This is a genomic window from Pseudomonas sp. MD195_PC81_125, assembly GCF_014060985.1.
Taxonomy (GTDB): Bacteria; Pseudomonadota; Gammaproteobacteria; order Pseudomonadales; family Pseudomonadaceae; genus Aquipseudomonas; species Aquipseudomonas parakoreensis.
This window is the reverse complement of the sequence record NZ_JABULD010000061.1, coordinates 1-7679: the sequence shown is the minus strand read 5'-3', so window position 1 is coordinate 7679 and position 7679 is coordinate 1. Positions and strand designations below refer to the sequence as shown.

General features: G+C 60.2%; 6 protein-coding genes and 2 pseudogenes. 3 read left to right on the top strand and 5 right to left on the bottom strand.

Annotated features, from left to right (window positions below):
* Window positions 1-97: 97 nt before the first annotated feature.
* From HT737_RS03090 to HT737_RS03070, 5 genes and pseudogenes are all read right to left on the bottom strand, one after another.
* A pseudogene (locus tag HT737_RS03090) lies at window positions 98-636 on the bottom strand (C40 family peptidase).
* Window positions 637-855: 219 nt separating this feature from the next.
* Window positions 856-1473, bottom strand: coding sequence for a C40 family peptidase (locus HT737_RS03085; protein WP_041074354.1), 618 nt, complete (start codon window positions 1471-1473; stop codon window positions 856-858).
* Window positions 1474-1699: 226 nt separating this feature from the next.
* Window positions 1700-2404: a DnaA regulatory inactivator Hda gene (gene hda, locus HT737_RS03080; protein ID WP_025111852.1), complete on the bottom strand. Its 705-nt coding sequence runs from the start codon at window positions 2402-2404 to the stop codon at window positions 1700-1702.
* Between the two features lie 219 nt (window positions 2405-2623).
* A complete protein-coding gene (locus HT737_RS03075) occupies window positions 2624-3697 on the bottom strand; it encodes an AI-2E family transporter (RefSeq protein WP_121184409.1) in 1074 nt (357 codons plus the stop codon).
* Between the two features lie 31 nt (window positions 3698-3728).
* Window positions 3729-4788 (bottom strand): annotated as a pseudogene (locus HT737_RS03070) (DUF2066 domain-containing protein).
* A 374-nt stretch (window positions 4789-5162) separates the two neighbouring features.
* Between HT737_RS03070 and purM the strand changes: the two are divergent.
* From purM to HT737_RS03055, 3 genes are read left to right on the top strand one after another with little or no spacing between them, the layout of a single operon-like run.
* Window positions 5163-6221, top strand: a complete 1059-nt coding sequence (purM, locus tag HT737_RS03065; RefSeq protein ID WP_047292867.1) for a phosphoribosylformylglycinamidine cyclo-ligase — start codon at window positions 5163-5165, stop codon at window positions 6219-6221.
* A complete protein-coding gene (gene purN, locus HT737_RS03060) occupies window positions 6221-6871 on the top strand; it encodes a phosphoribosylglycinamide formyltransferase (protein ID WP_108182081.1) in 651 nt (216 codons plus the stop codon). The genes purM and purN overlap by 1 nt, the downstream gene beginning before the upstream one ends.
* Before the next feature lie 8 nt (window positions 6872-6879).
* Window positions 6880-7593 (top strand): DUF3108 domain-containing protein, encoded by a 714-nt coding sequence (locus HT737_RS03055; protein ID WP_041074363.1) that lies wholly within the window; start codon window positions 6880-6882, stop codon window positions 7591-7593.
* Window positions 7594-7679 lie beyond the last annotated feature (86 nt).

Below are 7679 nucleotides of genomic sequence, written 5' to 3'. Positions count from 1 at the left end.
TGCTCGCGAATGCGGAGTGTCAGCCTCCATTGAGTTGACTGATACACCGCTTTCGCGAGCAGGCTCGCTCCCACATTAGGATTGCTGCGATTTTTTACTAGGGGTTATGCGCCAGATGCTCCGGCTGCAACACCCGCTTGGCACTCAGGTACGCCTTCTGCCAGTACGCCTTCGACAGACTGTCCAGCTTCACTGTGCCGCCGGTGGCTGGCGCATGCACGAAGCGACCTTCCCCCACGTAGATCCCCGCATGGCTGACCTGAGAGCCGCCGTTGGTGGCGAAGAAGATCAGGTCGCCGGTCTGCAACCCTTCCTTGCCCACATTCGGCGCCTGCATCACGATCATCTCGCGGGTGGAGCGCGGCAGGGAGATGCCGGCGGCATCGCGGTAGACGAAACCGATCAGACCGCTGCAATCAAACCCGGAGTCTGGCGTGTTGCCGCCCCAGCGATAGGGCGTGCCAACCAGGCCCAGCGCGCGAAACAGCACATCCTCAGCAGCGGGCGAAAAAGCTTGGGAGGGCCCGAACACCACCGGAGCGCGTACCACGGGCGCAGGCGGGCGGGGTGCGGGCTGGCGCAGGCGCTGAGCAGCGCTGCGAAGAAAATCAATGTGAGGCGGGCCGACATCGTCATAAGCAGAACATCCTGATCTGGCTGCGGCTTTCTCTGCCGAATGGACAGAAACAAAACCGCCTGCGGAGCACGCAGGCGGTTTGCCATCAATATAGATACAGGATTCTAGCGGCTACACGGCAAACTTCAAGTAAGACTTTAACTTCACCTTGTAAAGTCTAGGTCTACTCCCTTGCCGTGATCCGTTTTTGTCGCCACGGACGTGGCGACAACGGGGAATTACTTGCGAGCGGTAACCACGGTCGGTGCCATTGCGAGGGCGCGCTTGGCTTCGATGAAGGTCTTGCTCCAGTAGCTGTCACCCAGGCTGTCGATGCGGACACCGCCGCTGCGACGGCTGCTGGAGTGAATGAACTGGTTGTCACCCAGGTAGATCCCGGCGTGGCTTACACGACCGCGACGACCATTGGTGGCGAAGAACAGCAGATCGCCCGGCTCAAGATTACCGCGCGAGACCAGAGGGGCATCCACGTTGATCATTTCGCGGGTGGAGCGCGGCAGATTCATGCCGGCTTCTTCGCGGAACAGATAACCGATGAAACCGCTGCAGTCGAAACCGGCTTCAGAGGTACCGCCGAAACGGTAACGGGTACCGATCAGGGACATGCCGCGTTCGAGGATGCTGTCGGCCAGAACCGGAAGCTCATAGGGCTTCTTGCCGTTGAAATCGGCGAGTTCTTTTTCGGTGGCCAGCTCTTCCTGGTAAATAACGGAAGACTGGGCAGTGGCAGAATTTTTAACCTGTTGAGGCTGCTCTTGAACTGGAGAATGAGCAGCGCAACCGAACAACAGGGTGACGAGTGCGAGAGGCACGAGGGGTGCGAAGCGATTTAGCATGGGCACGACCGTGGCTGAAGTTGTAAAGAAGCCGAGACTATGCCCGCTATCGGCCTCATTTGCAAATTCAATCGATCTTTTTGTGACTTCCCGGTTTCTCGTTTACATCTAAGCGCTTAAGCCCATTTGACTCGATACGCAGTCTGCACCCCGTGCGGAAAAGCGGATTTTCTGACGCCTGAAATATGTCGAAACCGCCTGAAACCTGCGGATTTCAAGGGCTGCACTACCAGCCGAGGGTTTCCTTCAGGAACGGAATGGTCAGCTTGCGTTGCGCCTGCAACGAAGCCTGATCCAGCTGTTCGAGCAGGTCGAACAATGCACTCATGCTGCGGGTGCCACGGGTCAGAATAAAGTGTCCGACTTCATCGGTCAGATGCAGACCGCGACGCGAAGCACGCAATTGCAGGGCACGCAATTTGTCTTCATCGGAAAGCGGGCGCATCTGGAAAATCAGCGCCAGCGTCAGACGCGATTTGAGGTCTGCCAGTTTCACCGGCAGCTCGCGGGGCGAGGTTGAAGCGGCAATCAGCAAGCGTCGACCGCTGTCGCGCAGACGGTTAAACAGATGAAACATCGCCTCTTCCCAGTCCGGCTTGCCGGCAATCACCTGCAAGTCATCGAGACAGACCAGTTCATACTGTTCAAGGTTGTCGAGAATTTCGATGCCGCGATCCATCAATTCGGCCAGCGGCAGGTACACCGCCGGCTCACCCATCTGCTCAAAACGCAGGCAAGCCGCCTGCAACAGATGCGTACGCCCTACCCCATGCTTGCCCCACAGGTAGATCAGGCTTTCGGTCCAGCCGGCGTCGGCTTCGCATAGGCGCTCGACATAGCCGAGTGCAGCGGCATTGGCGCCTGGGTAGTAGTTGATGAAGGTGGCGTCGTCACGCAGACGCACACCTAGGGGCAGCTGAATCGGTTTCATGCTGACTGAACAGTTCTCAAGGAACCGTTAGTGGCCTCTGTGTAAAGTTTGCGAAGTTTATACCCGTGAAGCTGAGCGCACAATGCGACAGACCTCAAGCAAAATCAAAGGTTTGCGTTAACACGCTGGTTTTATGACAGTTTCTCTGACGCGCTAGCGAACCAATCCTCCGCAAAACACGGGCCAACCCGGCACAATGCCGGGCCACCCGTGATCGGATTACAACTCGGGTTCATCTGCCCCGCTGTAGATATCCGAGTCCTTGTACAAATCGTGCACGTGACGCACCAGCACCATGATCACCGCCGCCACCGGTAGTGCCAGCAGCACACCGGTAAAGCCGAACAGCTCGCCGCCGGCCAGAATCGCGAAAATCACCGCCACCGGATGCAGACCGATCCGGTCACCCACCAGCAAAGGCGTCAGCACCATGCCTTCGAGCGCCTGCCCGACCATGAACACCGCCACGATTCCGATCATCGGATACAGATCACCACCGAACTGGAACAAACCGGCAATCAGCGCCGCGCCAATCCCGATCACGAAGCCCATGTACGGCACGATGGCCGCCAGACCGGCGATCAGGCCGATCAACAGCCCCAGTTCCAGCCCAACGATCATCAGACCTGCTGCGTAGATTACGCCCAGCGCCAGCATCACCAGCAACTGCCCGCGCACGAACGCGCCGAGCACCTCGTGGCACTCCCCCGCAAGCGAGACGATGGTTTCTTCACGATCACGCGGCAGCAGGCTGCGGATCTTGGCCATCATCACGTCCCAGTCACGCAGCAGGTAGAAACTCACCACCGGGATCAACACCAGATTCGCCAGCCAGCCGATCAGGGCCAGACTCGAGGCCGTGGCCTGACTCAGCACCACACCGACGATATCAGTGGTCTGCCCCATGTGCTCGCTGATCGCGGCCTTGACCTTGTCGAACTTCCAGAAGCCGTCCGACAGCCCCAGTTTCGACTGCGCCCAGGGCAGCGCCGTGTGCTGCAGCCAATCGAGCATCTGCGGCGCCAGTTCGTACAAGCGCAGCAACTGCTTGGCGAGCATCGGTACCAACACCAGCAACAATGTGGTGACAATCAGGGTGAACAAGGCAAACACTGCGATCACGCCCCAGGTTCGCGACAGGCCCAGCCGTTCCAGACGATCCACCAGCGGATCGAACAGGTACGCCAGCAGCAACGCCACCAGAAACGGCGTGAGGATCGGGTGCAGCAACCAGACAAACGCGCAAAGCAGGACTACCCCACCGAGCCAGAACCAACGCCGCGTATCGGCCATGTATCACTCCTGCTTCTATATAAGGAAAGACTTACCAGCGAAACCGCAACGAAGGCGCTATCGGTGCAGGCGCCGGAGCCGCAACAGGCGCCGCACCTGCGACGGCTGGCTGCGGCACTGGCACTGGCGTCGGAGCTTCGGCCGGCAACTCCTGCAACTTCGCCAGCGACAATTGCGCGCGCAACTGATCGGCACTGCCGTTGACCCGATACACGATGCGATCACCATCGACACTTTGCAGACGCACACCGAACGGTTCGAGTAACCGCAGCAGCGAGGCGTAATGCTCAAGATTCATACCCTGCACTTCCAGAGTCTGTTGACCCGAAGCGCCCAGGCCTGGCGACAAAGCGCGGCGCCAGACGCTCCGCTACCGCCAGCATCACCGCATCGGCCACGGCAGCCTGATCGGTGCCCTGCACACTGCCGGCCTCTTTCTGATCGCCCAGCCACAGATGCCACTTGGCCTGCCACTGCCCGCCCTCTTCGTGCGCATGCACCGCCAGCAAGGCATCTGCGCCGTAACGCTCCGAAGCGCCGCGCAATGGCGCGGGATCGGTGCCATCCAGCACCGGCGCGGTGGCCACCAGTTGCTCGCTCAGATCCGCCAGCGGCAAACGCAAGGGCAAACCACGATGCTGAGCCGCCGCACGCAGTGGTGCCGCCGCTGCCTGACCGTCGCCGACCAGGCTCGAACCTTCAGTCGAATCGTTCAGCCACCAACTCAGGATCGACGGCCGGCTCGCGCCCCACAGCGACAATCCCGCACGACGCAGCGCCTGCTCAGTGGTGGTCGGGTCGAAATCGACTTTCAGCACTTCCGGTGGCCCGGCATCAAAACCGAACTGACTGATGATCTGCTGCGGGTCTTTGCGAATCGTCGCCAACCCTGGATTTTGCACAGCCTTCGGGTCGCCGGTCAGGCGCAATACCAGCGTATCCAGCGCCGCCTGCGTGGCGCGATCACGCTCTTCCGGCGCCTGGCTGCTGACCGGCTGACGCACTTGATAGAGCCCCTTGAGGTTTTCGGCATGACTCGCCAGGCTGACCACGGACAAACAACCCACAACCAACAATTTACAAAAACGCATGGAAAATTCCCGTCGACAGGAGCGGCTGGAACAGGCCGCGTGAACCGGTTAAGCAAGGCTGTGACAATCTGCCATCGCAAAACATTCACACGGCGGCGGTAAGTTTTTGCACAGGGATAACGATAGACGGTTAATCGGTACACCTTATACAGGCAGCCACCCGGCACAATTGCAAAAAATTTCCGCTGATTATGCCCCTGCCCGTCGGCGCGAGGATGGCCGCTGCCCCTCAAGCCTGATAAAATCGCGCGCCTTCGCAGACCGGCAACAGCCGGGCACCCCGAAATTCGCGTGAGGCCATCGCCCTCTCGATTTCGATGTTCCCGCTGAACTCGGTCGTTACCCCTGAATCCCCTCCCCTAAAGGCCTGGATCATGAGCAAGCAACCCTCCCTGAGCTACAAGGACGCCGGTGTAGACATCGACGCCGGTGAAGCATTGGTCGAACGCATCAAGAGCGTCGCCAAGCGCACTGCGCGCCCGGAAGTCATGGGCGGCCTGGGCGGTTTCGGCGCCCTCTGCGAAATCCCGGCCGGCTACAAGCAGCCTGTGCTGGTTTCCGGCACCGATGGCGTTGGCACCAAGCTGCGCCTGGCGCTGAACCTGAACAAGCACGACAGCATCGGCCAGGACCTGGTCGCCATGTGCGTCAACGATCTGGTGGTGTGCGGCGCTGAACCGCTGTTCTTTCTTGACTACTACGCCACCGGCAAGCTGAACGTAGACGTGGCCGCCACCGTCGTCACCGGTATCGGTGCAGGTTGCGAACTGGCTGGTTGCTCTCTGGTTGGCGGCGAAACCGCTGAAATGCCTGGCATGTATGAAGGCGAAGACTACGACCTGGCCGGCTTCTGCGTCGGCGTCGTGGAAAAAGCCGACATCATCGACGGCTCGAAAGTCGCCACCGGCGACGCGCTGATCGCCCTGCCATCGTCCGGCCCGCACTCCAACGGCTACTCGCTGATCCGCAAGATCATCGAAGTGTCCGGCGCCGACATCGAAACCGTTCAGCTCGACGGCAAGCCGCTGACCGACCTGCTGATGGCCCCGACCCGCATCTACGTGAAGCCGCTGCTCAAGCTGATCAAGGACACCGGCGCAGTCAAGGCCATGGCCCACATCACCGGTGGCGGCCTGCTGGACAACATCCCGCGTGTTCTGCCAAAAGGCGCTCAGGCCGTGGTTGACGTGGCCAGCTGGACTCGCCCGGCGGTCTTCGACTGGCTGCAGGAGAAAGGCAACGTTGACGAGACCGAGATGCACCGCGTATTGAACTGCGGCGTTGGCATGGTCATCTGCGTGGCTCAGGAACACGTTGAAGTCGCCCTCAACACCTTGCGTGACGCTGGTGAGCAGCCTTGGGTCATCGGCCAGATCGCTGCCGCTGCCGAAGGCGCTGCTCAAGTCGAGCTGAAAAACCTCAAGGCTCACTGATGTCCCAGACCTGTGATGTCGTGGTGCTGTTGTCCGGCACCGGCAGTAACTTGCAGGCTCTGATCGACAGCACGCGGACCGGCGACAGCCCGGTCCGCATCGCCGCGGTGATTTCCAACCGCGCCGACGCCTACGGCCTGCAACGCGCCAGTGACGCGGGTATCGCCACCCGCTCGCTGGATCACAAGGCCTTCGAAGGTCGCGAGGCCTTCGATGCGGCCCTGATCGAACTGATCGACGAATTCAACCCAAAACTCGTGGTGCTGGCCGGCTTCATGCGCATTCTCAGCGCTGATTTCGTGCGTCACTACCAGGGTCGCCTGCTCAATATCCACCCGTCGCTGCTGCCCAAATACAAAGGGTTACACACTCATCAGCGGGCGCTCGAGGCCGGCGACGCGGAACACGGCTGCTCCGTGCACTTCGTCACCGAGGAACTCGATGGGGGACCACTGGTCGTACAGGCAGTAATACCGGTAGAGTTGCACGACACGCCGCAGACACTTGCGCAGCGAGTGCATGTCCAGGAACACCTGATCTACCCGATGGCTGTACGCTGGTTTGCCGAAGGCCGACTGGCACTCGGTGAGCAAGGTGCTTTACTGGATGGCCAGTTACTCGCGGCCAGCGGCCACTTGATTCGACACTAGGAGATTTTATGCGTCGCGCCCTGCTCTTCGCTTGTGCTCTGCTCGCCCTGCCCTTCGCGCAGGCGGCAGACCTTCAACCGTTCTCCGCGAGCTACACCGCCGACTGGAAACAGTTGCCCATGAGTGGCACCGCCGAACGCAGCCTGACCAAGGAAGCCAACGGCGTCTGGAAACTCAGCTTCAAGGCGTCGATGATGATCGCCAGCCTGACTGAAGAAAGCACCCTGACCCTGGACAAGGACACCCTGCTGCCGCAGTCCTACCACTTCGAACGTGGCGGTCTGGGCAAGGCGAAAAAGGCTGACCTGGACTTCGACTGGAACAGCAAGATGGTCACCGGCACCGACCGTGGCGACGCGGTGAAAATCCCGCTGAACCGTGGCATGGTCGACAAGTCGACCTATCAACTGGCGCTGCAGCACGACGTCGCCTCCGGCAAGAAGACCATGAGCTACCAGGTGGTCGATGACGGTGAAGTCGATACGTATGACTTCCGTGTACTGGGTGCCGAGAAAGTCGACACCAAGGCCGGCAAGATCGATGCAATCAAGGTCGAGCGCGTGCGCGATCCGACACAAAGCAAGCGCACCACCGTGCTGTGGTTCGCCAAGGATTGGGATTACCTGCTGGTCCGCCTGCAACAGGTTGAAACCGACGGCAAGGAGTACAACATCATGCTCCAGGACGGCACGGTCAACGGCAAAACCGTTAAGGGCAGCTGATCCACCGCTACAACAAAAAGCCCCGCAGATGCGGGGCTTTTTTGTGCCTGCAGTTTTCGCGACGACACATATCCCCTGTGGGAGCG